Annotated in this window: 23 protein-coding genes; 11 read left to right on the top strand and 12 right to left on the bottom strand. The window is 64.4% G+C overall.

The window, feature by feature from the left end; genetic code table 11:
• The first annotated feature begins 50 nt into the window (after nucleotides 1-50).
• Genes phnE (RSE12_00750) through RSE12_00760 form a run of 3 tightly spaced genes read left to right on the top strand, consistent with a single transcriptional unit; the run spans nucleotide 51 to nucleotide 2802 of the window.
• Entirely contained in the window at nucleotides 51-854 is an 804-nt protein-coding gene (gene phnE / locus RSE12_00750) for a phosphonate ABC transporter, permease protein PhnE (GenBank protein WRH64709.1), read from the top strand.
• A gap of 15 nt (nucleotides 855-869) precedes the next feature.
• Nucleotides 870-2183, top strand: a complete 1314-nt coding sequence (gene phnE / locus RSE12_00755; GenBank protein ID WRH64710.1) for a phosphonate ABC transporter, permease protein PhnE — start codon at nucleotides 870-872, stop codon at nucleotides 2181-2183.
• Between the two features lies 1 nt (nucleotide 2184).
• Nucleotides 2185-2802 (top strand): chloramphenicol acetyltransferase, encoded by a 618-nt coding sequence (locus RSE12_00760; protein WRH62892.1) that lies wholly within the window; start codon nucleotides 2185-2187, stop codon nucleotides 2800-2802.
• A gap of 1 nt (nucleotide 2803) precedes the next feature.
• Here RSE12_00760 and RSE12_00765 read toward each other — a convergent pair whose 3' ends face one another.
• Both RSE12_00765 and phnF read right to left on the bottom strand, forming a co-directional pair.
• The gene (locus RSE12_00765) at nucleotides 2804-3988 is read right to left on the bottom strand and encodes an alpha-D-ribose 1-methylphosphonate 5-triphosphate diphosphatase (protein WRH62893.1); all 1185 of its coding nucleotides are present in this window, start codon (nucleotides 3986-3988) and stop codon (nucleotides 2804-2806) included.
• Between the two features lie 62 nt (nucleotides 3989-4050).
• A complete protein-coding gene (phnF, locus tag RSE12_00770) occupies nucleotides 4051-4761 on the bottom strand; it encodes a phosphonate metabolism transcriptional regulator PhnF (GenBank protein ID WRH62894.1) in 711 nt (236 codons plus the stop codon).
• A gap of 105 nt (nucleotides 4762-4866) precedes the next feature.
• Between phnF and phnG the strand changes: the two genes are divergently transcribed.
• The 7 genes from phnG to phnN are packed head-to-tail and all read left to right on the top strand — an operon-like array spanning nucleotide 4867 to nucleotide 9920.
• The gene (gene phnG / locus RSE12_00775) at nucleotides 4867-5331 is read left to right on the top strand and encodes a phosphonate C-P lyase system protein PhnG (GenBank protein ID WRH62895.1); all 465 of its coding nucleotides are present in this window, start codon (nucleotides 4867-4869) and stop codon (nucleotides 5329-5331) included.
• On the top strand, nucleotides 5328-5900 hold the full coding sequence (phnH, locus tag RSE12_00780; protein ID WRH62896.1) for a phosphonate C-P lyase system protein PhnH: 573 nt from the start codon (nucleotides 5328-5330) through the stop codon (nucleotides 5898-5900). The genes phnG and phnH overlap by 4 nt, the downstream gene beginning before the upstream one ends.
• Complete coding sequence (locus tag RSE12_00785; protein WRH62897.1) at nucleotides 5900-6988, top strand: carbon-phosphorus lyase complex subunit PhnI; 1089 nt, start codon at nucleotides 5900-5902, stop codon at nucleotides 6986-6988. Before phnH ends, RSE12_00785 begins: the two co-directional genes overlap by 1 nt.
• Nucleotides 6985-7863: an alpha-D-ribose 1-methylphosphonate 5-phosphate C-P-lyase PhnJ gene (locus tag RSE12_00790; protein WRH62898.1), complete on the top strand. Its 879-nt coding sequence runs from the start codon at nucleotides 6985-6987 to the stop codon at nucleotides 7861-7863. Before RSE12_00785 ends, RSE12_00790 begins: the two co-directional genes overlap by 4 nt.
• A 32-nt stretch (nucleotides 7864-7895) precedes the next feature.
• The gene (gene phnK / locus RSE12_00795) at nucleotides 7896-8684 is read left to right on the top strand and encodes a phosphonate C-P lyase system protein PhnK (GenBank protein ID WRH62899.1); all 789 of its coding nucleotides are present in this window, start codon (nucleotides 7896-7898) and stop codon (nucleotides 8682-8684) included.
• A 1-nt stretch (nucleotide 8685) separates the two neighbouring features.
• Nucleotides 8686-9369, top strand: a complete 684-nt coding sequence (gene phnL / locus RSE12_00800; protein ID WRH62900.1) for a phosphonate C-P lyase system protein PhnL — start codon at nucleotides 8686-8688, stop codon at nucleotides 9367-9369.
• An 11-nt stretch (nucleotides 9370-9380) separates the two neighbouring features.
• On the top strand, nucleotides 9381-9920 hold the full coding sequence (gene phnN, locus RSE12_00805) for a phosphonate metabolism protein/1,5-bisphosphokinase (PRPP-forming) PhnN (GenBank protein ID WRH62901.1): 540 nt from the start codon (nucleotides 9381-9383) through the stop codon (nucleotides 9918-9920).
• Here the strand turns inward: phnN and RSE12_00810 are convergent.
• On the bottom strand, nucleotides 9902-10567 hold the full coding sequence (locus tag RSE12_00810) for a DUF1045 domain-containing protein (GenBank protein ID WRH62902.1): 666 nt from the start codon (nucleotides 10565-10567) through the stop codon (nucleotides 9902-9904). The two genes, phnN and RSE12_00810, sit on opposite strands and share 19 nt — an antisense overlap.
• Before the next feature lie 113 nt (nucleotides 10568-10680).
• Here RSE12_00810 and RSE12_00815 point away from each other — a divergent pair, with 113 nt between their 5' ends.
• Nucleotides 10681-11823 carry an alpha-D-ribose 1-methylphosphonate 5-triphosphate diphosphatase gene (locus RSE12_00815; GenBank protein WRH62903.1) on the top strand — a complete coding sequence of 381 codons (1143 nt, stop codon included), beginning with the start codon at nucleotides 10681-10683 and terminating at the stop codon, nucleotides 11821-11823.
• Nucleotides 11824-11827: 4 nt separating this feature from the next.
• On the opposite strand, the gene RSE12_00820 is transcribed toward RSE12_00815, so the two are convergent.
• The 9 genes from RSE12_00820 to RSE12_00860 all read right to left on the bottom strand — a co-directional run bounded on the left by RSE12_00820 (nucleotide 11828) and on the right by RSE12_00860 (nucleotide 20371).
• Nucleotides 11828-12703 carry a lysophospholipid acyltransferase family protein gene (locus RSE12_00820; GenBank protein WRH62904.1) on the bottom strand — a complete coding sequence of 292 codons (876 nt, stop codon included), beginning with the start codon at nucleotides 12701-12703 and terminating at the stop codon, nucleotides 11828-11830.
• An 18-nt stretch (nucleotides 12704-12721) separates the two neighbouring features.
• A complete protein-coding gene (locus RSE12_00825) occupies nucleotides 12722-13960 on the bottom strand; it encodes an alpha-D-ribose 1-methylphosphonate 5-triphosphate diphosphatase (GenBank protein WRH62905.1) in 1239 nt (412 codons plus the stop codon).
• Nucleotides 13960-14616, bottom strand: a complete 657-nt coding sequence (locus RSE12_00830; protein ID WRH62906.1) for a class I SAM-dependent methyltransferase — start codon at nucleotides 14614-14616, stop codon at nucleotides 13960-13962. Before RSE12_00830 ends, RSE12_00825 begins: the two co-directional genes overlap by 1 nt.
• 12 nt (nucleotides 14617-14628) lie before the next feature.
• Nucleotides 14629-15438 (bottom strand): phosphonate ABC transporter, permease protein PhnE, encoded by an 810-nt coding sequence (phnE, locus tag RSE12_00835; protein WRH62907.1) that lies wholly within the window; start codon nucleotides 15436-15438, stop codon nucleotides 14629-14631.
• Nucleotides 15435-16205: an ATP-binding cassette domain-containing protein gene (locus RSE12_00840; protein WRH62908.1), complete on the bottom strand. Its 771-nt coding sequence runs from the start codon at nucleotides 16203-16205 to the stop codon at nucleotides 15435-15437. Before RSE12_00840 ends, phnE (RSE12_00835) begins: the two co-directional genes overlap by 4 nt.
• Nucleotides 16206-16239: 34 nt before the next feature.
• Nucleotides 16240-17109: a PhnD/SsuA/transferrin family substrate-binding protein gene (locus RSE12_00845; protein WRH62909.1), complete on the bottom strand. Its 870-nt coding sequence runs from the start codon at nucleotides 17107-17109 to the stop codon at nucleotides 16240-16242.
• A gap of 153 nt (nucleotides 17110-17262) precedes the next feature.
• Complete coding sequence (locus RSE12_00850) at nucleotides 17263-17961, bottom strand: SDR family oxidoreductase (protein WRH62910.1); 699 nt, start codon at nucleotides 17959-17961, stop codon at nucleotides 17263-17265.
• Between the two features lie 115 nt (nucleotides 17962-18076).
• Nucleotides 18077-19465 carry an ROK family protein gene (locus RSE12_00855; GenBank protein ID WRH62911.1) on the bottom strand — a complete coding sequence of 463 codons (1389 nt, stop codon included), beginning with the start codon at nucleotides 19463-19465 and terminating at the stop codon, nucleotides 18077-18079.
• A gap of 3 nt (nucleotides 19466-19468) precedes the next feature.
• Nucleotides 19469-20371: a tagatose-bisphosphate aldolase gene (locus RSE12_00860; protein WRH62912.1), complete on the bottom strand. Its 903-nt coding sequence runs from the start codon at nucleotides 20369-20371 to the stop codon at nucleotides 19469-19471.
• Nucleotides 20372-20387: the final 16 nt, after the last annotated feature.

The raw sequence follows: 20387 nt of genomic DNA on the forward strand, positions 1-20387 counted from the left end.
AACCGGGAAAACGTCCCGAACTTTCCGATTCAAACACCCGTTATCTTGAGATGGTCCGCCGCAAGCGCATGTATGGCGGCATTCTGCTGGTCTTTTTCATCGCCCTGACAGCCTCGGGCTGGATGCTGGCCGAGGAACGCAATGCCGGTGATTTCTGGTCTGGCCTGCCGCAGGTGATCGACTTCCCGGCCGAGGTTCTAACTGAGGCCTGGATGAACCGCGGCAATATCGCCGGATATGCCTGGGAACATTTCCCATCGCTGATCGAGACGATCAACATCGCCGCTGTCGCCACACTTGTGGGCGCGCTAGCCGCCATGTTCCTTTCCCTGCTTGCCACGCGCGGCCTTGCGTGCTGGCCCCGCCTCATCCCTGTCTTTCGCCGCACGATGGACGGTCTGCGCGCGATTCCGGAAATCGTGATCGCGCTGGTCCTGATCTATATCCTTGGCGGCGGGCCCGTTCCCGCCGTGATTGCCATCGCGCTGCACACTGGCGGCGCGCTTGGCAAGCTTTTCTCCGAAGTGGCCGAGAATGCGGACACAAAGCCTGTCGAAGGCCTCGCCTCTGTGGGCGCGACATGGTCGCAGCGGATGTGGTTTGGCGTCATCCCGCAGGTCGCGCCGAACTGGCTTTCCTATGCTCTGCTTCGTTTCGAAATCAACATCCGCGCCAGCGCCATCCTTGGCTTTGTCGGCGAAGGCGGCATCGGCAGCGACCTGAAGGTGGCGATGCAATGGGGACAGGGCCGGTATGATCAGGTCGTGGCGATCTTCCTGCTTTTGTTCATCACCATCGTGGTGATCGACCAGATCTCCGACCACTTCCGCCACAAGCTGGTAAAGGGCCATTGACCCATGACGATGACCATGACGGATCCCGCACTGGCCGAAACCGTTCTTCAGAAACTCCGCCGCAAGCGCCGCATCGCGCTGGCTGTTCCGGTCGCGATCATCGCCTATCTGGTCTATGCGGCGATCAGTTTTGACATCGCTGGTCTGGTGCAGCGCGCGCGGATGGACAATGCGGCGATTCTTTTGTCCGATTTCTGGTCGCACAAGACGCATGTGACGCGCGACAACCGTTCGGGCGATGTGACCGTTGCCATAGAAGGCGAAGGAAAGGGCACCTATCCCGAAGGGATGCTGCCCGACTGGGTTACCATGGCGGATGGCGTGACCACGATCGATCTCGGCGACGGGCACCTTGTCACTTATGATGATGCGGGTGCGCGTTATGCTGTTCCGGGCTATGGCCTGATCGATATCCGGTCCGAGGGCGGCCGCCCGGTAATGACTGCGCCGGAACCCATTCCCGACTGGATCAGCGTGTCGCAGAACCGCATCGGCGTGACCACCGATGCCGGGCGGTTCAGCTATTCGCGTTCCAAGGTGGAAACCTTCAAGTATCAGGCGGGGTGGGAACTGTGGTTCTTTACCCTCGACAGCCCTTTCTACGGCAAATCCTTTGTCGAACTCGTCAGCCTCGCCACCGTTGGTGACAGGGTAGATGCTGCCCGGTCCAACATCGGCTACATGGTCAGTGAATTCTGGACCAACCGCATGTGGCGGCATGGCGACGTGGCCTGGGCGATCTTTGAGACCATCCTGATGGCCTTTCTCGGCACGTTTGCCGCCGCCATCGTGGCGCTGCCCCTGTCCTTTGTCGCCGCGCGCAACTTCATGCCGCTGGGCATCTTTCGTGGAACGATCCGCCGCATCTTTGACTTTGTCCGCGGGGTGGACGGTTTGATCTGGACGATCATCCTGTCGCGTGCCTTTGGGCCGGGGCCGATGACCGGGGCCATCGCCATCGCCATCACCGATGCGGGCAGTTTCGGCAAAACCTTTTCCGAAGCGCTGGAAAACATCGACGAAAAGCAGGTCGAGGGCATCCGCTCCACCGGTGCAAATGCCATGCAGCGCGCCCGCTTTGGCGTATTGCCGCAGCTGATGCCGGTCATCCTTGCGCAGGTGCTCTACTATCTCGAGTCAAACACCCGCAGCGCTACGATCATCGGGGCCATTGTTGGCGGCGGTATCGGGCTTTTGCTGACGCAGGCCATCATTACCCAAAAGGATTGGGAAGAGGTGGCCTATTACATGGTGCTGATCGTTCTTATGGTCATGGCCATGGACAGCTTTTCAGGCTGGCTGCGGCGCAAGCTGATCAAGGGCGAGTGACATGCCGAAACTGTCGCCCGATGCGCCGTTGCTGCACCCTGATACGCAGATCGTGAATTCCACCTTCGGGGCCTATGTCGAGATCGGGCAGGGCAGCCGGGTGCAGAACACCGATTTCGGGGATTACGCCTATTGCGACCGCTTTGCCGACATCGCCAATTGCAGCGTGGGGCGGTTCGCCAATATCGCGGCCTTCACCCGGATCGGGCCGACGGATCACCCGTTCACCCATGCGGCGCAGCACCATTTCCTGTATCGGTCCAGCTATTACTGGGACGACGCGACGGATGACCCGGTTTTCTTTGCCGCCCGCGCGGCGCGGCGGTTGGTGCTGGGGGCGGATTGCTGGATCGGGCATGGCGCGATCATCAAGCCTGAGGTGACAGTGGGCATCGGCGCGATTGTCGCGGCAGGCGCTGTGGTGACACGGGACGTGTCGCCCTTTGCCATCGTGGCAGGGGTTCCGGCGCAGCCGATCCGGTCGCGGTTTCCGGACGCGGTGATCGACCGGCTGCTGGCGCTGGCCTGGTGGGAATGGGACCATGCCCGCCTGCGCGGCGCGCTAGAGGATTTCCGCACGATGAAGGCAGAGGCGTTTCTGGAACGCTACGACAGGTAGGCTATTCCGCCGCCATCCGGGCTGCGCCGGCCATAGCACAGAACCGTGCCGCCGCCTCGCCCGACAGATGCGCCATGCGGCCACCGGCGATGACCATTTCGATGGCGCGGCTGTCGCGGTGGACGGCGACCAGATCGGCACGCAGGCCGGTGGTCAGAACGCCCCGATCCACCAGCCCCAGCACCTGCGCCGGACCTTCGGACACCAGCCGCCAAGCGGAAGCGAGCGGCAGGATGCCCTGATCGACCAGCGCCCAGACCGCCAGCGGCAAAGCGGGGATGTGGTAATCCGATACCAGCGCATCACACAGCCCGTCGCGGATCAGTTCCACTGCGGCGATGTTGCCGGCCTGTGACCCGCCACGCACAACATTCGGTGCGCCCATGATGACGGGATCGCCTGCTGCACGGGCGGCGGCGGCGGCGCGGCGGGTGGTCGGAAATTCGGCCACCTTGGCGCCGATCATGCGATAGACCTCGCGCGTTTCGGCATCGGGGTCGTCATGGCTGCCATAGGTGATTCCGAGCCGATCAAAGGCGCCAGCCATCATGCACAGGGCACGCGGCACATCGCGCGCCTTGGCGCGGGCGGCCTCCATCCGGGTGAGCAACTGAACCTCGGTCAGGCCCGCCTTGCGCGCCCAGTGGCCAAAACCATCGGGGTTGCGGCGGTGCATCTGAAAGCCCTCTTCCAGATGATCGTTGAACACCACATAGCCGACGCGGAACTGTTCCACCGCCGCGATCAGGCGGGGAACTGCATCGACCAGATGGGTTTCAGCCCGGACCTGCACCCGCAGGTCGACCAGCGCCGATTGACGGAATTCCTGCACGGCGGACATCACCGCTTCGGCATGGTCGGGGCCGCGAAAGCCGCCTTCCCAGCTCCAGCTTTGGGCGAGGAAGGCGGTGGTGACGCCATGTGCCGCCGCCTCACGCGCGGTGGAGGCAAGACCGTCCTTCAGGGGAAAGGGGGCCGAGGGGCGGGGAAACATCTGCCGTTCGAACCCGTCGCCGTGGAGGTCGATGATGCCGGGAAGCAGCCAATAGCCGGACAGGTCCACCTCTGCCCCGCCCGGAAGATCGACGATCTGGCCATGGCTTATGCCGACCGCGTGGGCGGCAAAGGCATCGCCGGTCAGGACATCCGCGCCGACAAGACGCAACGGGGGCAGGAAGGGGGGCATGACACCTCTCACGGTTTAAATGCCCTGTGGATAACCTTGCCCTGCAACGGGGGTGTGACAGGTCAGGCCCGATCAACTGTAAGTGTAATGCGATCCCCGGCAAACCATGTTGTGCCGTATTCAATCGGCACCCCAGCCGCGTCGACATTGACGGCGACAGTGCGCAGGACGGGTGCGCCTTCCTTGATCTGAAGGGCAAGGGCCAGCATCGGCTTTGCCGCCTTGGCCGTCAGCCGGGTGGAAGAGCGGGTGTAATCGGCCACGCCGCAAGCGGCGAGGGCGGCGGTGATGGAACCAGACCCCTCTAGCAATCGGAGCAGGTCAGGCAGGCGGTCGGCCGGAAAGATGGACCGGAACATCGCCAGCGGCTGGCCATCGGCGAGCGAGACGCCTTCCACCACATGCACCCTTGCGCCGTCGGGGAGGTGAAGCTGGGCAGCCTCGGCCGCATCGGCGGGGCGGGTTTCCAGCCGCGTCAGGCGGCGGGAGGGTGTCATGCCGGCGGCGGTGACGGCCTGATGGAACCGCACGCGGCGGCCAAGGGGATAATCCGTCGCGCGGCCGGTGACGAAGACGCCCGCACCGCGCCGGGATTGCACCAGCCCCGCCTCTGCCAGCGTCGACAGCGCGTGGCGGACGGTGTGGCGGTTCACGCCGAAGCGGGCGGCCAGTTCCGCCTCGGTCGGGAGGCGCCCACCGGGTGGGACGTGGCCCCGCGCGATTTCGGCCTGAAGCGTGGCGGCGATTTCCCGCCAGATGGATGACCGGGCCATGTGCCCCCCTGTCATGGAAGTTTCACCAAAGCTTCGCACCATCGACTCGACAGTGGCTGTATTGAATTTGTATAGTTGTATAGAAATCTGGACAAGCGACAAAAGATGTCTAGCCAAGCACCCGATACTGCACCCGATACTGCCGAGCGCCAAAACTGGATGGGTCTTTTGGCCCGTGCGAAGGCCGCGCATCTGGCGGCCTTGCTGCCCGATCCGCTGCCCGATCACAGCCTGCTGCGGGCGCCTGAAATAGGCGCGGTGATGGTGCGCGGGCGGGCGGGTGCGACGGGCGCGCCGTTCAATCTGGGTGAAATGACGGTGACGCGGTGCAGTTTAAGGCTGGCCTCGGGCGTGGTGGGACATGCCGTGGTGCAGGGCCGCGATCGCGCCCATGCGCGCCGCGCGGCAGCAGTTGATGCGCTGATGCAGACCGGTGAAGCGGCGGCGATCCGGGCGGGGGTTCTGGTGCCCTTGGCCGAGGCCGAGACAGCGGCACGGCAGACCCGGGCCGAGAAGGCGGCGGCGACGAAGGTGGAGTTCTTCACCATGGTGCGGGGAGAGGACAAATGACGGGTGCCGATGTGCTGTCGGGTGGTTTTTCCGATCCGCCGATTGATGCGGCGCGGGCCTTTCGCGCCTGTTTGGACGTGATGTCGCGGCCTGGCCGGATTGCAGAACTTGACGGGGCCGTTCCGCCTGGGCCGCTGTCGGTGGCGGCGGGGGTACTGGCGCTGACGCTGCTGGATGGGACAACGCCGGTGCATCTGGCGGGCGGGCATGATTGCGCGGCGGTGCGGGACTGGATCACCTTTCACACCGGTGCGCCCTTTGCCGATGCGGAAGGGGCGGCCTTTGCCTTTGGGACATGGGACGCGCTGCACCCTGTAACGCGCTTTGGCATCGGGACACCTGAATATCCCGACCGGGCCTGCACGCTGGTTGTGGAAAGTGCGATGCTGGAGCCTCGCGGGGCGCGGTTGTCGGGGCCGGGGATCAAGGATCACGCGCTTTTGTCACTGCCTGAAGTGGCGGCTTTTCGCGCCAATCGGGCGCTGTTTCCGCTGGGCTTTGACGCCTTTTTCACGGCGGGTACCCGGATTGCCGGATTGCCCCGATCCACCATCGTGGAGGACATCTGATGTATGTGGCCGTAAAGGGTGGCGAACGCGCCATCGAAAATGCCCATGCCTTTCTGGGGGAAGAGCGGAGGGGCGATCCAGCGGTTGCGGAACTGTCCACCGCGCAAATCCGCGAACAGTTGCGGTTGGCGGTGAACCGGGTGATGGCGGAGGGGTCTTTGTATGACCCGGACCTTGCCGCGCTGGCGATCAAGCAGGCGCGGGGCGATCTGATCGAGGCGGTGTTCCTGATCCGCGCTTATCGCACCACCCTGCCCCGGCATGGCGTATCGCTCCCCGTGGACACGGCGCAGATGGCGGTGACGCGGCGGATCAGCGCGACGTTCAAGGATGCACCCGGTGGGCAGGTGCTGGGGCCGACGTTTGATTACACGCACCGCCTGCTGGATTTCACGCTGGAGGCCAATGGCGAGGCGCCGGTTGCAGCCCGTGCGCCCGCGATGGCGGGGGCGGTGCCGCATATCACATCCTTTTTGAACCGCGACGGGATGATCGAGGAAGCCCCCCATGACGACACCCCGCCGCCCGACCTGACGCGCGAGCCGATGGAACTGCCCGCAGCGCGCGCAACACGGTTGCAGGCGATTGCGCGGGGAGATGAGGGGTTCATCCTATCACTCGCCTACTCCACGCAGCGCGGTTACGGGCGCACGCATGCCTTTGTGGGCGAGTTGCGGATCGGGATGGTGGCGGTGGAGATGGAGGTGCCCGAACTGGGGTTCGCCATCTGCATTGGCGAAGTGGAATTGACGGAATGCGAGACGGTGAACCAGTTCAAGGGATCCCGCACGGAACCCCCGCAATTCACGCGGGGCTATGGCCTGACCTTTGGGCAGAATGAGCGCAAGTCCATCGCCATGAGCCTAGTGGACCGGGCACTGCGTTGGAAGGAATTGGGCGAGGATTACACCGGGGCCCCGGCACAGGATGAGGAATTCGTGCTGATGCATGCCGACAATGTGCAGGCGACCGGCTTTCTGGAACACATCAAGCTGCCCCACTACGTGGATTTTCAGAGCGAATTGGAACTGGTGCGCAAGCTGCGGGCCGAGGTTGCGGCCAGCACCATGCAGGAGGCAGCAGAATGACCGACCAAGCGTACAACTTCGCCTATCTGGACGAACAGACCAAGCGGATGATCCGGCGTGCGATCCTGAAGGGGGTGGCGGTGCCGGGCTATCAGGTGCCCTTTGCCAGCCGGGAAATGCCCATGCCTTATGGATGGGGCACGGGTGGGGTTCAGGTGACGGCAGCCTGTCTGACGCCCGAGGATGTGCTGAAAGTGATCGACCAAGGGGCGGATGACACCACCAATGCCGTGTCGATCCGCAAGTTCTTTCAGCGCACGGCGGGGGTAGCGACGACAGAGGCCACGGGCGAGGCGACGCTGATCCAGACGCGCCACCGCATCCCGGAACAGCCGCTGACCGAGGATCAGATCCTTGTCTATCAGGTGCCAATCCCGGAACCGTTGCGCTTTCTGGAACCGCGCGAGACGGAGACGCGGAAGATGCACAGCCTTGAAGAATACGGGCTGATGCATGTGAAGCTGTATGAAGACATCGCCCGGCATGGGCATATCGCCACCGCCTATGCCTATCCGGTGAAGGTGGAGGGGCGCTATGTGATGGACCCTTCACCCATCCCGCGTTTTGACAATCCGAAACTGTCAGACTGCCCGGCGCTGCAACTGTTTGGCGCGGGGCGAGAACAGCGCATCTATGCGCTGCCGCCCTATACGCAGGCCGTGAGTCTGGATTTCGAAGATCACCCGTTCGAGGCATCGAAGGCGCCGCATGACTGCGATCTGTGCGGTGCGGCGGACAGCTATCTGGACGAGGTCATCACCGATGATCAGGGCGGGCGGATGTTCGTCTGTTCCGACACCGATCATTGCCGCTGCCGCCGCGAGGCGGGGCATGTGGGTCGGCTGGGGACACCAATGGTTGAGGGGGTTGCCTGATGGGGGCCGTGGAATTGGGTATTTCCGCCAAGATGAGGCCCGAAGTTAAGTCGGAGGGTCCGCTTCTTTCTGTTCGCGGGTTGACCAAGCGCTATGGCGCGCGGATCGGCTGTGCGGATGTGGGGTTTGAACTGTGGCCCGGCGAGGTACTGGGGATCGTCGGCGAAAGCGGTTCGGGGAAGTCGACACTGCTGTCCTGTCTAGCGGGGCATTTGGCGCCGGATACGGGCGAGGTGGTCTTTGCCACCCGCGAGGGGCCACGCGATGTGCTGACCATGACAGAACCCGAGCGGCGGCGGCTGTCGCGCACGGATTGGGCCTTTGTCCACCAGAACCCGCGCGACGGGTTGCGGATGGGCGTGACGGCGGGCGGCAATGTGGGCGAGCGGTTGATGGCCGTGGGCGCGCGGAACTATGGCGACATCCGCGACCGGGCGACGGATTGGCTGGGGCGGGTGGAAATTGCCGCCGAGCGGATCGATGATCGGCCTTCGGCTTTTTCCGGCGGGATGCAGCAGCGGTTGCAGATCGCGCGCAATCTTGTGACGGGGCCACGACTGGTGTTCATGGATGAACCCACGGGGGGGCTGGATGTCAGCGTGCAGGCGCGGCTGTTGGATCTGCTCCGAGGGCTGGTGCGGGAGATGGGGCTTTCGGCCATCATCGTGACGCATGATCTGGCGGTGGTGCGGCTGCTGGCGGATCGGCTGATGGTGATGAAATCTGGCCATGTGGTGGAGCAGGGTTTGACCGATCAGGTGCTGGACGACCCGCAGCATGCGTATACGCAACTCCTCGTCTCTTCCGTTTTGCAGGTGTGACATGATCGAGATATCCGAGCTTTCAAAGACCTTTACCCTGCACAATCAGGGCAGCGCGGTGATCCGGGTGATGGCGGATGCCAATCTGACCGTGGCACCCGGCGAATGTGTCGGGCTGATCGGTGCGTCGGGGGCTGGGAAATCCACGCTGATGCGGATGGTCTATGGCAACTATCTGGCCGCAGCGGGCAGCATCCGGATAGCGGGGACGGACATCACCCGCGCCACCCCGCGCGAGATCATCGCATTGCGGCGCAGCACGCTGGGATATGTGAGCCAGTTCCTGCGGGTGGTGCCGCGCGTGCCAACACTGGATGTGGTGGCAGAGCCGCTGCTGACGCTGGGACACCCGATGGCCGAGGCGCGGGCGCGGGCCGCGGGGTTGCTGCGTGTTCTGAACATTCCCGAACGGCTGTGGACGCTGTCGCCCACCACCTTCTCCGGAGGAGAACAGCAACGCGTGAACATCGCGCGGGGGTTCATCCACCCTTATCCGGCGCTGCTGCTGGATGAGCCGACGGCAAGCCTTGATGCCGCGAACCGGGAGGTTGTGCTGTCACTGATCGAGGCGGCCAAGGCGCGAGGGGCGGCTATCCTTGGGATTTTCCATGACGAGGCGGCGCGGGCGCGGGTCTGTGATCGGTTCGTGGATGTGGCGGCCTTTACCCCCAGAGCGGCAGCATGACAGCCAATAGGATGGGGCGTTTGTTTGCGGTTGTCGGCCCGTCCGGCGCGGGGAAAGACACGCTGATCGATGCAGCCCGCGCGGCGCGACCCGACCTGCTGATCGTGCGGCGGGTGATCACCCGGCCCGAGGCTTTGGGTGGCGAGGATTTCGAAGGGGTGAGCGAGGCGGAGTTCGCCAAACGCAAGGTGCGGGGTGACTTCGCGCTGGACTGGCGGGCGCATGGGCTGCGCTATGGTCTGCCCGCGTTGCAGATTGCGGAACGGCTGGCGGGGCGGGATGTGCTGTTCAACGGATCGCGCGCGGCACTGGAGGCGGCGGCGGTGATCTTTCCCGATCTGGTGGTGATCCGCGTGACCGCCCCATCGACGGTGTTGATGGAACGCCTGCTGGCGCGCGGGCGCGAGACGCGCGAGGAGATTGCCGCGCGGATACAGCGGGCGAGCTATGAGGTTCCTGCCGGGCTGAGCGTGATCGACGTCAGCAATGACGGGCCGCTGGAGGCCGGGGTGGCGCGGTTTCTGGACGCGATTCAGCCGGTGAGCGGGTAGCGATGCAGCAGATGAAACCGGCCGTCGCCATCTTCGCCGAACAGGCAGAGGTCTGTGATGTCGAACGGGCGCGGGAGCACCTCGGCAAACCAGGGGCCAAGAATCGCGGCAGTCGCCTGCGCGGCAGCGGGGGGCAGGTCATCAGTGAGGGTGAGGTGGAAACGAAACTCCTCCATCACATAGGGATAACCCCAGCGGGCGAGCAATTCGCGTTGACGGGGGCTGAGCCGGTCGGGGCGGCGGCGGGCGACTTCCGCCTCGGTCAATGGGGCGCGGAGAGGATCAAGGCGGCTCACAACCTCGGCCCCGAGCGCGAGGAGGTCGGTCTCATCGCCTTCGGGGGTGAGGGCGAGAAAGCCCTTGAGGATTTCAAGGCGCAGGCCCGTCATCCGCACCGGGGGCAAGCGCGTGGCCAGCGCAGCAAGGTCGGATTGCAGCAAACGCGCATCGACGCCTTCGGCAAGGCGGAACGGGGCCTTGATCGTGCCGTGAAAGCCATAGCGCCGGGGGGCAGCAGTCAGCGTGGCTGCCGGGCCGGGAAGGCCGGGCAGATCAGGGGCCGCATCCGACAGCCAGAGATTGGCGCGGGTGGCGAAATCGCCGGGCGGCGGCGCGTAATAGACGGCAAAGCGTTTGAAATCTGTCATGCCCGCAGCCCTAGCGCCCGTCTGTCACATGGATGTGACGCAATGCCCCCATGTGATGCCTTTTGCATTTCCCTGCGGCCAGTATCGCCGCCCCTTTTCATCGGACGAGACCTATGACCGAGACGATCCTTGCCAATGCCACCCTTGTTCTGCCCGATGAGGTGTTCACCGGGGCGCTTGTGCTGCGTGATGGGGTGATTGCGGATATCGCCAAGGGCGCGGCGCAGCCTGCGGGGGCCGAGGATATGGGCGGCGACATGCTGATGCCCGGCCTGATTGAATTGCATACGGACAATCTGGAACGCCATATCGAGCCCCGGCCCAAGGTGGCATGGCCCCATGCCGCGGCCATCATCGCGCATGATGCGGAATTGGCAAGTGTGGGGATCACCACGGTGTTCGATGCGCTGCGGGTGGGATCGGTGGTCTCCAAAGCCAAGGCGAATTACGGGGAGTATGCCCGTGCCTTGGCCGATGAGATCATCGCGCTGCGTGAGGCAGGGGCGCTGCGGATCAACCATCTGCTGCATCTGCGGGCCGAGGTCTGTTCCGAGACGCTGATCGCGGAGTTGGGCAAGTTCGGGCCAGAGGATGGGGTGGGGATCGTCAGCCTGATGGACCACACGCCCGGACAGCGGCAGTTTCGCGACATCACGCAGTTGAAAAATTACGTTTGCGGCAAGCACGGGTTTTCGGATGCGGAATTCGTGGAGCATGTCGAAGGGCAGAAGGCGCTGTCAGCGATGATGGGCAGCGCGCATGAATCGGCGGCGGTAGAGGCGGCGCGCCGCTATGGTGCGGTTCTGGCCAGCCATGATGACACGACCGAGGGGCATGTCGCGCAATCGGCGCGGCATGGCGCGACCTTTGCCGAATTTCCCACCACGGCCGAGGCGGCGCGCGCCTGCCGGGCGCAGGGGATTGCGGTGATGATGGGGGCGCCGAACCTGATCCGGGGCGGGTCGCATTCCGGCAACGTCGCCGCGCAGGCGCTGGCCGAGGAGGGGCTGCTGGATATCCTGTCATCAGATTATGTGCCGTCATCGCTGCTGTCGGCGGCGCTGATGTTGGGCGATCTTTGGGGCGATCCGGCGCGGGCGGTGGCCACGGTGACCCGAGCGCCTGCGATGGCGACGGGGCTTATGGATCGGGGCGAGATTGCGCTGGGCAAGCGAGCGGATGTGATCCGGGTGCATCGCTTTGGCGATGCCGGGATGCTGCGCGGGACGTGGGTGGCGGGGCGGCGGGTGGGCTGATCCCTTACCACTTTACATGGGCGGGCCAGCGGAACACCTCATCCCCCTGCCCGCCCAGCGCCATGGTGCGGCGGCGGAGTTCGGCGGCGATGTCATTGCGGGCAATCCCGGCAAGGGTTTCTGCCGTAATCGGTTGGCCGATCGTCATGTCCAGCGGACGTCCCATGAGACGGCGGGTTTCGTGGAAGATCAGCGCGATGCGCAGCGGATAGGACAGGTGGCTAGCCATCTGGAACAGGCGAGAATTCTGGCCTGCGAAATGCACGGGCAGCGTTGTCACATTGGGAAGCGTGGCAAGGCGGCCAAGGAAGGCGTGCCATTCGGCATCATGGGCGCGCCCGCGAATAGGCGAGTTGGCCGTGGCGATGCCACCACCGGGGAAGATCGCCACGACCTTGCCGGCTGACAGCAATTCAACGGCCAGCTTGCGGCTTTGGCCCGAGGTCTTGCGCCCCTCCGGTGTACCACTGAAATCGATGGGCAGCAGGTGGGGGGCAACTTCGGGCGGCTGGCATAGGACGCTGTTGGTCAGGATCTGCACATTGCCGCGCAGGCGCATGCCAAGCTGGCCCAGCGCCAGACCGTCGATGATGCCATAAGGGTGGTTGGCCACGAGCAGGAGGCCGCCAGTCTGCGGGATGTTGGACGCGGGCAAGTGCCATGTGGAGCGCGGCGCAATGCGGAGAAGGCGCAGGGCGGCGTCAAAGACCGATTCCTCGTGGCGCGGGCCTGCCTGCCAATCCCTGTACAGGCCGCGCAGCATGGGCTGGCCGCTGGCGCGTTCGACGGCGCGGATCAGGGCGCGGCGAAAGGGGGATTGGCCGGGATGGCTGTATGTGAGGTCGGGCGCGGTGTCGTCGGTGGCGAAAGTGTCGGTCATTGCGTCCCCTTTTTTCGGTCAAGCCATCTGGGCCAGATGAAGCGCGGCGTCGGGCAGCGCCGAATAGCCACCGCGCCCGGCAACCCAGGTGCGGATGGGTGCCGGCATGCCCTGATCGGGCCAGTCGAGAAGCACCAGATCGGCGCGTTGGCCCGGCGCGATGCGACCACGATCCGCCAGACCCATGGCCGCCGCCGGATTGGCAGAAACGAGCCGCCACAGCGCGGGCAGGCTCGCCACGCCATCGGCCAGCAGGCGCACGACGGCACCCAGCATGGCCGGATAGAAGTAATCAGACGCCAGAATATCGCACAGGCCGCGCGTGATCATCTCGGCCGCGCCGGGCGAGCCGAGGTGTGATCCGCCGCGCATTGCGTTGGGCGCGCCAAGGACGATCCAATCGCCCTTTTCCCGTGCCGAAAGGAACACGCGTTCATGCATCGGGAATTCCGCGATCTGCGCGCCATGGGCACGGTAAAAGTCGCGTGTCTCGGTCTGGCTGTCGTCATGCGACAGCATGGGTGCGCCGCGTTCGGCCGCCATGGCGGCCACCACCGCAATGTCATCCCCGACGCGCGGGCGGCGGTTCCAGACCGTCATCATCAGCACGACATAGGCATCAAGATCCATATGCGATCGCTTGGCGCGGCCATCCATCTTGGCCCGGAAGGCGGGGGTGGAAAGGTCGGTCACCGGGTAATCTGGCACCAGGTCGAACGGACGGTCATGCAGCGCGATGGAGGGGTGCAGCAGGGCCGATGAAGTGTGGTCATTGAAGGCGACAGAAGGCGCGTCCTTGGCGGCCAATGCCTCGGCCATCAGGGGGATGCCTTCGGGGCAGAAGGTTTCCCAACGCAGTTGCAGACGGTTTTCCACCGTCAGGCGCGGGCGCAGGCGGCCCAAGGCGTGCAGCATGTCCCATCCGGTTTGCACGGAACGCAGGCCGGGTTCCCAGCTGAGCGTGAGGGCGTGGTAGGCGGTGGCGATGCCGTTTGCGGCAAGCTGACGGTCAGTTTCCAGAAGCGCGGCGTCGATCGGGACGGTCACGCCGGGGCGGGGCATGATCTGGCGTTCAAAGGCATCGCCGTGGATGTCGACAAAGGCGGGGGCGAGGATGCGACCGCGCGCGTCGATCACCGCCGCGCCGTCGCACGCCACATCCAGCCCGCTGATGCGTCCAGATTCGATCCGGACCGAGGCGCGTTCGATACGGTCGTCTAGGATGACGCGCGCGCCTTCGATGACAACGGCATCCATCACAGACGCTCCGCCAAGATGTGCCAATGCCATGAGCCGGGCTTTTCATGTTCCCGGTCGATGAGCGAAAGCGGCTCGAACCCGGCGAAAAGCGCCAGTAGATCGCGCGCATTGCAGAAGTAATGCGGGTGGACCTTGTCGCCTTCGCCGTCGAAGACCCAGGTATTGCGCGAAATCTCACGTCCCGGTGCAAGGGCCTGTTCCACCGGAACACGGCGGGCGGACAGCATGGTGGCCATGAAGGTGCCTCCGGGGCGCAGGATGCGGGCGACTTCGGCCAATGTGGTGCGGACCACGGTTTCATCGCCGTGATAAATCACGTTCCAGGACAGGACGTGATCGAAGGTTCCGTCGGCATAGGGCAGATCGGTCATCGCGCCCTGCTTCACGCCGATTTCCAGCCCTTCGGCCTTTGCTGCGAGGTCGATCACGCGGACGGATTCAGCGGCGGCATCCAGCGCCTGAACCTTCAGGCCCATCCGGGCCAGTGCCAGAGCGTGCCGTCCGATCCCGGCACCAAGGTCAAGGACGCGCGCGCCTTTGGGAAGATGGGCGCCATGGGCCAGAACCTCATCCTCGGCGCGTGCCCATTTGGACGTGCCGTCAGCGCGCTGCCATTCTTCGTTCCAGTAGCGATGGGCCGTGTCGGTTGTCATGGCAGAGCCTTTTCAGATCAGTTTGGACCGGATCCAGCTGGACCCTTGTTCGACGATCATCACCAAAGCCAGCAGCATCAGGATGATGGTCAGCGCCTCGTCGTAGTTGAACAGGTCGAAGGCGACTTTCAGATCGACCCCGATGCCGCCCGCGCCCACAAGACCCAAAGCCGCCGACCCGCGCACGGCCTTTTCCAGCGCAAACAGCGAGGTTGCGGTGAACGAGGGAAGACAGGCGGGAAAGACGGCAGAGAAGATGATGCCCATGCGGCTGGCACCGATGGAGCGCAGGGCGTCTTGCGGGCCGGTGTCGGCCTCTTCCATCGCTTCGGCGAAGAAGCGGCCGGCAAAACCGATCTTGTCGACCATGATGGCCAGCACGCCGGCAGCGGGGCCAAGGCCCACCATGATGATGAAGAAGATCGCCCAAACCAGATCGGGGATGGTGCGAAACAGCGCAATGATCGCGCGGGCTGCGACGCGGATCAGCGGGTGCGGCGACAGACGGTCGGTGGCGAGGATGGCGAAGGGCACCGCAAAGACAAGGCCAAGCGCCGCCCCGGCAACGGCCATTTGCAGGGTTTCCAGCAGCTTTAGCGCGATACGGTCGATCCGGCTGATATCCGGCGGGAACATCTGCGCCAGCAGGCCAGAGGGTGCAAAGAGGCGGGTGATCCCGCGACCCAGCGCATCGAATTGCGGGGCAGTGGCGGCGATGCTGGAGACGACCAGCGCCAGCACAACGATGATCCCGATGTATTCGCCTATGCTGCGATGTTCGAACCGTGGCAGGTTGACCGTTCCGTTTGCCATCCGTGTCATTCCTGATGTTCGAAGAAGCGCCGCAGATGCGCGGCGTCGGTACCTTGGGTGGGACGGTCCATCACGATCTTGCCTTGTTGCAGGCCAAGGATGTGGTCGGAGAATTCCAGCGTGTGTTCCATGCGGTGCGAAATCACGATCAGCGTCAGCCCGTCCTGACGGGCGAGATCGGACAGCAGGCGCATGATCTCTTCGCCGGATTGCGGATCGAGGCTGGCATCGGGTTCATCGGCCAGGATGATGCGGGGACGTTGCATCAGCATCCGCGCGATGGCCACGCGCTGTGCCTGCCCGCCGGACAAACTGTCGACGCGTTGCAGGGCGCGGTCGGCTAGGCCAACGCGGGCGAGGCATTCCAGCGCTTCGGCGCGAACAGCGGCAGGGGCGATGGATTGGAACCAGGCGCGCGGGCCGGACATGCGGGCCTGCACGCCATGCACCACGTTGGACAGCGCCGAAAGGCGGGGAACGAGGTTGTGCTTCTGCCAGACCACGCCGACCTGCGCCCGAAAGGCCCGCAGCCCACGCGGCGAGAGCGAGAGCACGTCCTGCCCCAGCATCTGCACCTGCCCGGCCGAGGGTTCAATCAGCCGGATCAGGCATTTCATCAGGGTGGATTTGCCCGAGCCGTTCGCCCCGATCAGCGCCGTCGCTACACCGGCGCGAACAGTGAAATCGATGCCCGCCAGAACCACGCGCCCGTCAAAGGATTTCTCCAGCTTCGAGACGGAAAGAACAGACCCCGCTTGCGCGGGATCTGTTGTCACAAGCGGGGCGCGTAGTGGCGCATTCATCGGGCGATCACTCGCCCACGAATTCGGTGAATTCGGTCACGCCGACATTTTCAAACATCTTGCGGACGTTGTCGTAATCGGCATCGGTCACCGATGCGTTGAAGCTGCCGCCGATGTACTTTTCGTTTTCCTCGGTCGAGGTGACGGCGGCGATCAGTTCTTCGCCATGGTCGGCAAAGGTCTTGCGGACGATGTCCACCACTTCGGCGGGCACTTTGGACGAGGCGAGCAGGATGTCATTGGGCAGTTCCGCGCCCTTGACCAGAACGCGCAGTTTCTGATCGGGGAAGGCTTCGGTCATCTGGTCGATATGGGTGCGGTTCAGGCCGATGGCGGCAATCTCGCCGCTGATCAGGGCTTCCATCGCAATGTTGCGCTTCAGGAAGACGGGTTCGTAATCCGTGCCATAGACAAGGCCCGCTTCGGCCAGCAGGGTGGCCGGCGACAGGTGCTGCGAGGTGGAACCGATCTCACCGAACGAGATTTTCTGGCCCTTCAGACCCGCCGTATCCTTGATTTCGGAACTGTCGAGGACGACTACGTTGGAATAGTAGTCCGGGCGGTTCCAGGTCACCACCGGCACGGCATCCATGCGGGCGTTGAACACGACATATTCAGCCGGGCCTGTCAGCACGAAATCGACCTGCTCGGCGGCCATCGCCTCGACCGCCACGGTGCGGCCGGAAACGGGGAAGAATTCGACCTTGAGGCCGGAGATCTTTTCAAAGGCATCCTTGAACGGACCCATTTCGCGCTGCACGGCTTCGGCACCATCAATATCGGTGACGGCAAAGCGGATGGTTTCTTGCGCCGCGGCGATGCCTGCCCCTGCCATCATGGCAAGGCCGAAGATGCCGGCTTTCAGAAGATTGGTCATGGAACCCCCAGTGGATGCGATTGGCGTTCCAAGCGGGGTAGAGCGGGCAGATGACAGCGGGATGATGGTTTGGTTGCCGAATTGTAACGACAGGATGGCGTTACATGAAATTCATCTTCCTGTTGCAGGCGTCATCTGCCGCCCGGAGGGGGATCAGATATGGCGGGTGAGGCCACCATCAACGATCAGGGTCTGGCCGGTGACGTAGCTGGAATCATCAGTCAGCAGGAAGGCAGCGGCCTTGGCCTGCTCTTCCACCTTTGCGATGCGCTTCAGCGCGGCAAGGTCGCCGTATTTCGCCACATCAAGGCTGTCGGTGAACCCCGGCGCAAGGCAGTTCATGCGGATGTTCTGCGGACCGTAGCGATCGGCAAACAGCTTGGTGAAGGAGGATACCCCGGCGCGATAGACGCAAGAGGCCGGGAACCAGAGGGAGGGTTCGAAACTGGCATAGGTGGTGACGTTGACGATGGCGCCGCCGCCCTGTTCCTGCATCACGGGGGTGACGAGCCGCGCCATGCGGATCACGGATTTCACGATCATCTCATTGGCGAGATCCCAGTTTTCATCGGTGATTTCCAGAAGGTCACCCTTGGGCGGATGGCCCGTATGGTTCAGCACCGCGTCGATGCGGCCATGGGTGGCCATGGCCAGATCGACGATGGCCTTCAGGTCATCGGCGCTTTGCGCCACGCCGCGGCGCGCGACTCCGCCCAGTTCGGCGGCGAGGGTTTCGCAATTCTCTGAGGGGGACATCAGGACCAGCGCATAGCCACGCATGTGCATTTCGCGCGCGACGGCAGCCCCGATCCCGCGGCCACTGCCGGTTAGCAGACAGACTTTTTGAACCATGATTCTTCCCTTCGGCGCTTGCGCCCGGCCAATCGGGCAGATGCCCTTGTCCCACAGCATGCCCAACCGCCCCGGAAAGAGCCATCCGTTTCGATGGGGATTGGCGGATGCCGCATCAGCGCAGCAGGAGGCCGATCTGTTGCGCCAGCATGGCAGGATCGACAGGCTGCTCCGTATCAACCTCGATCAGGGGGAACCCACCCGAGGGGCGCGCACGTTCGGCCAGTGCGCGCAGTTCCGGCACATAGTCCAGACCGGGGTGGCCGGCGGGGCGGCTTCCTGCGCGGCGCGAGTAACGGTCGGCGATAGTATCAGGCCGGGCGTGGCACCAGACTTCGACCACCTCGGTGATCCCGGCGCGCTGCAACCCCTCGTCCAGCACGGCGCGGGGCTGGAAGCCGAACCAAGCGTCTATGATGACTGTCGCGGCGGGCGGGTGCTGGGCGACCATGTCGAAGATGGCGGAGTATGTGGCCATGCCGAAGCGGCGATTCATCGGGCGGTCGACAGGCGCGAATTCCAGCAGGAAGGGGTTCTTGACCGTATCAAGCGACAAGACAGGCCAGCCCCCGGCGCGTGAGAGGTGGTCGGCGATCCCGGATTTACCCGACGCCGGAACCCCGTTGACCAGAATGGCGCGGCGGCCGCGCGGCAGGCTGGCCAATGCCGCGCCCGTCACGCCCGCATCATCCTGAAGGGCCGCAGCGACCACGGGCGCATCGAACCAGGACCGCGCGGATGGCACGCGGGCAAGGGCCGCCAGTGCAGCCGCGCCTGCCCCACCACCGATCAGCACCAGATCGGGCGAAACAGCCGTGATCATCGTGTCGATCGCGGAACGCAGCGGGGCAGCCCAGCGCATCAGCACGGTTTGCGCAGCGGGATCGTCGTCCATCGCCAACAGATCCTGGGCTCGCAGATGCGATGGCAACCCAGCCTCGGCCAGATGGGTGGCGAAGGCAGTGCCGGAACTTTCCGTTTCGACGCAGCCGCGACGTCCGCAGACGCACGGCCGCCCTTCGGGCATGACGACGAGATGGCCCAGTTGCCCTGCCGTTCCGCGGCCCCGCAGGATGCGCCCATGGTCGAGGATCGCCCCGCCAATGCCAGTGCCTATCGTGAACAGGACGGCATTTGCGCAGCCCCGGGCGGCGCCCACCCGCGCCTCGGCGATAAGGGCCATGCTGGCGTCATTGTCGATGGTGACGGGCAGACCCGCCTCTTCGGCCAACCGCCGGGCAAAGGGAATGCTGGATAGATCGACGTAACCACCCGACAGCGCGACCTGACGGTCGAAATCCACCTGACCGGGAACGCCGGCACCGATGGCCACGGTATCGGCATCGCGCAGGGCGGAGATCAGGGCAAGGCAGGTGCGCAGGCAGCCAGCCGGGTCGCGGTCTGTGGCCACGGCGCGACGGTCAAGGATGGTGCCGTCCGGTGCCACCCGCGCGGCGCGGATGTTGGTGCCGCCGATATCGATGCCGATGGCATTGCGCGGCATGGGTCAACCGCGCGGCATGTGCCGCCCGATGACGGCCTGAAGTTCCCGCAAGCGGGGTACGGCCATCGTGGTCAGCCGTTCGCGTGTAACGTCACGGTCGAGCGAGATGCAATCCTTCCACAGGGACCGCCCTGCAATCACACCGGATGCGCCATTCGCCATCGCCGTCTCCACCTGTCCAAGGAAGGTGGCATGATCGACGCCTGCCGACAACACCGCCCAGGGCACATCGCCCGCCATCCGGGTGATGTTGGCGCAGGCCTCGGCCGTGCCGGGGAACGGGATCTTGAGCACCTTGGACCCAAGGTCGAGGCAGATGCGCGACCCACCTTCGATCAGCGCGGGAATGGCTTTCGCATGGGTGGCCTTGTCCTCATCCGGCAGGGCGTATGTGAGAAACTCTACGACCAGCAGCAGGTCTTCGGCGGCGAAATCGTCGATCACCTGTTTCAGAAGGGCGATGTTCTGGGTGTTGGCAGCCGGAATGTCGGACCGCAGATAGACCATGATCTTGCCACCCGTGCCGCCCAGTTCCCGCACACGGCGCGCGGTGATGCCGGGAACAAGCTTTGAGATGCGATAGCCTTCGGGCGTGGTGCCAAATCCGGAATCATCCAGCCCGACCAGCAGCGCAGTCGATTTGTGCAGATGCCCTTCGTCAATCATACCCGGCAATGCGCAGACCGGATCGACCAGAATCGCCGTGGCGTGACGGGCAAGATGGGAGCCAATGTCGATCTTCGTGGCCCCAAGCACATCAATGCCGATCTTTGCCTGTTCCTCGGGCGTGGCGGCGAGAAGGGTCCGCATACCGCCGCGCTGATCGCAGGCCACAACCATCATGGCGCCCTCGTCGCCGCAGATCATCTGATAGCCGCGCCGTTCAGCGGTTGTCATCCCAGTCATGCCACTGCCTTTTCTT

The organism is Fuscovulum sp., assembly GCA_035192965.1.
In the GTDB taxonomy this organism is placed as follows: Bacteria; Pseudomonadota; Alphaproteobacteria; order Rhodobacterales; family Rhodobacteraceae; genus Paragemmobacter.

Excerpts from the sequence above, each read along its gene's own strand:
- RSE12_00825 (WRH62905.1), bottom strand. The coding sequence starts at position 13,960 with ATGGATGCCGTTGTCATCGAAGGCGCGCGCGTCATCCTAGACGACCGT.
- RSE12_00765 (WRH62893.1), bottom strand. The coding sequence starts at position 3,988 with ATGCCCCCCTTCCTGCCCCCGTTGCGTCTTGTCGGCGCGGATGTCCTG.
- RSE12_00860 (WRH62912.1), bottom strand. The coding sequence starts at position 20,371 with ATGACTGGGATGACAACCGCTGAACGGCGCGGCTATCAGATGATCTGC.
- phnK (WRH62899.1), top strand. The coding sequence starts at position 7,896 with ATGAGGCCCGAAGTTAAGTCGGAGGGTCCGCTTCTTTCTGTTCGCGGG.
- phnG (WRH62895.1), top strand. The coding sequence starts at position 4,867 with ATGTCTAGCCAAGCACCCGATACTGCACCCGATACTGCCGAGCGCCAA.
- RSE12_00850 (WRH62910.1), bottom strand. The coding sequence starts at position 17,961 with ATGGTTCAAAAAGTCTGTCTGCTAACCGGCAGTGGCCGCGGGATCGGG.
- RSE12_00810 (WRH62902.1), bottom strand. The coding sequence starts at position 10,567 with ATGACAGATTTCAAACGCTTTGCCGTCTATTACGCGCCGCCGCCCGGC.
- RSE12_00785 (WRH62897.1), top strand. The coding sequence starts at position 5,900 with ATGTATGTGGCCGTAAAGGGTGGCGAACGCGCCATCGAAAATGCCCAT.
- phnH (WRH62896.1), top strand. The coding sequence starts at position 5,328 with ATGACGGGTGCCGATGTGCTGTCGGGTGGTTTTTCCGATCCGCCGATT.
- RSE12_00830 (WRH62906.1), bottom strand. The coding sequence starts at position 14,616 with ATGACAACCGACACGGCCCATCGCTACTGGAACGAAGAATGGCAGCGC.
- RSE12_00855 (WRH62911.1), bottom strand. The coding sequence starts at position 19,465 with ATGCCGCGCAATGCCATCGGCATCGATATCGGCGGCACCAACATCCGC.
- RSE12_00790 (WRH62898.1), top strand. The coding sequence starts at position 6,985 with ATGACCGACCAAGCGTACAACTTCGCCTATCTGGACGAACAGACCAAG.
- RSE12_00760 (WRH62892.1), top strand. The coding sequence starts at position 2,185 with ATGCCGAAACTGTCGCCCGATGCGCCGTTGCTGCACCCTGATACGCAG.
- RSE12_00815 (WRH62903.1), top strand. The coding sequence starts at position 10,681 with ATGACCGAGACGATCCTTGCCAATGCCACCCTTGTTCTGCCCGATGAG.
- RSE12_00820 (WRH62904.1), bottom strand. The coding sequence starts at position 12,703 with ATGACCGACACTTTCGCCACCGACGACACCGCGCCCGACCTCACATAC.
- phnE (WRH64710.1), top strand. The coding sequence starts at position 870 with ATGACGGATCCCGCACTGGCCGAAACCGTTCTTCAGAAACTCCGCCGC.
- phnE (WRH64709.1), top strand. The coding sequence starts at position 51 with ATGGTCCGCCGCAAGCGCATGTATGGCGGCATTCTGCTGGTCTTTTTC.
- phnE (WRH62907.1), bottom strand. The coding sequence starts at position 15,438 with ATGACACGGATGGCAAACGGAACGGTCAACCTGCCACGGTTCGAACAT.
- phnF (WRH62894.1), bottom strand. The coding sequence starts at position 4,761 with ATGGCCCGGTCATCCATCTGGCGGGAAATCGCCGCCACGCTTCAGGCC.
- RSE12_00845 (WRH62909.1), bottom strand. The coding sequence starts at position 17,109 with ATGACCAATCTTCTGAAAGCCGGCATCTTCGGCCTTGCCATGATGGCA.
- phnL (WRH62900.1), top strand. The coding sequence starts at position 8,686 with ATGATCGAGATATCCGAGCTTTCAAAGACCTTTACCCTGCACAATCAG.
- phnN (WRH62901.1), top strand. The coding sequence starts at position 9,381 with ATGGGGCGTTTGTTTGCGGTTGTCGGCCCGTCCGGCGCGGGGAAAGAC.